The 1,268-nt window shown below is 37.7% G+C and carries 1 protein-coding gene; it reads right to left on the bottom strand.

Translation table 11 applies throughout. The features are described from left to right. Positions 1-173: 173 nt before the first annotated feature. On the bottom strand, positions 174-1,046 hold the full coding sequence (locus tag BMZ99_RS25870) for a helix-turn-helix domain-containing protein (RefSeq protein ID WP_245755167.1): 873 nt from the start codon (positions 1,044-1,046) through the stop codon (positions 174-176). Positions 1,047-1,268: the final 222 nt, after the last annotated feature.

Raw genomic sequence — 1,268 nt, 5'->3', positions numbered from 1 at the left:
AATTCTACACCAAGAGGCAGGTTCTTCGGAACCTGCCTCTTGTATTTTTAATACATATAAGGGACTATCTCAATTTCTTATTGAGACAGCCCCTTATTGCGTAGCATGCATTTATTTTTAAAAAATCACATAAAATCACCAATCATAAATCGCGGCTCTATTTTCCCGAAAAGTTATCTTTTTTCCTTGGTATATGAATTGCGATATTTATTGGGAGGCATACCAACGTATTTCGTAAAGAGAATATTAAAATGATTTGGATTATCATAACCAACGATATTGGCAATCTGTGTAATTGAGTATCGTGTAGTAATCAGCAGGCTCTGTGCTTCACCAATGCGGCGGCGCATGGTGTACCTCATGGGGGAATAACCAATTGTATCTTTAAATACATGTGCCAGATAATATGGATTGATATGCATTGCATCACTGATGGATTGCAGCGTAAGCGGTTCATCATAATGGGTGTCAATATATTGCTTGATACGAATTCCCAACAGTTCATAGGTGCTTTTTTTCTTAGCCGTGTCTTCCATTTCAGTTTTATGGATGATTTGCATTAACAGTGCTACTAAGGAAACAGCAAGATAAGAGCAAGTTTCTTCCATTTGCTCTATGTCCGATGCCAGCAAAAAGTAAATCATCCCCATCAAATTTCCCATCGTTTCAAACAATTCATTACTGTGAACAATCGGGCAAGCTGTTTTATGGATCAGACAGTTTTTATCAAATCCCGTAATCTCTACATTCGTCAATGTACAGCAATAAGTATTCAAGTTTTTGCTCTGAGTAGGGTCTTCATCATGCAGAACATTGCAATTGCAAATGATGATATCACCTTTTTGAATGGAGTAACGCTTTTCATCCACAATGTATACACCACTGCCACTGCGTACTAACATGATTTCCAGCATGTCTTCGTGTTTATGCAAGATACGTGGATATACGCTGTAACTAGCATCTATCTTACTGGCTGAAAATAGACGAGGCAATTTCCCATTTTTAAAATGGGAAATATAATCTGGTTTCATAAAACATTGTATCACAGCAACACCTTCTAACACTTTAAAGAATTCCTATGTGATTTTCAATAATCTTTACTACATTCTCGCTACCATGTCACCGTATTTTTCCTTGCTTTTTCTGATAAATTCTGTTACTTCCTCAACCGTTGGCATTGCTTCGGAACAGCTATGGCTAGCCACCAACATAGCAGCTGAAGCACTGCCAAATTCTAAGCAGTCAATCATGTCCCAACCTTCCAACAA

Origin of the sequence: Pelosinus propionicus DSM 13327, assembly GCF_900114615.1 — a bacterium.
Taxonomy (GTDB): domain Bacteria; phylum Bacillota; class Negativicutes; order DSM-13327; family DSM-13327; genus Pelosinus; species Pelosinus propionicus.
The sequence above is the reverse complement of the archived record's forward strand: the minus strand, read 5'-3'. Positions and strand labels throughout refer to the sequence as shown.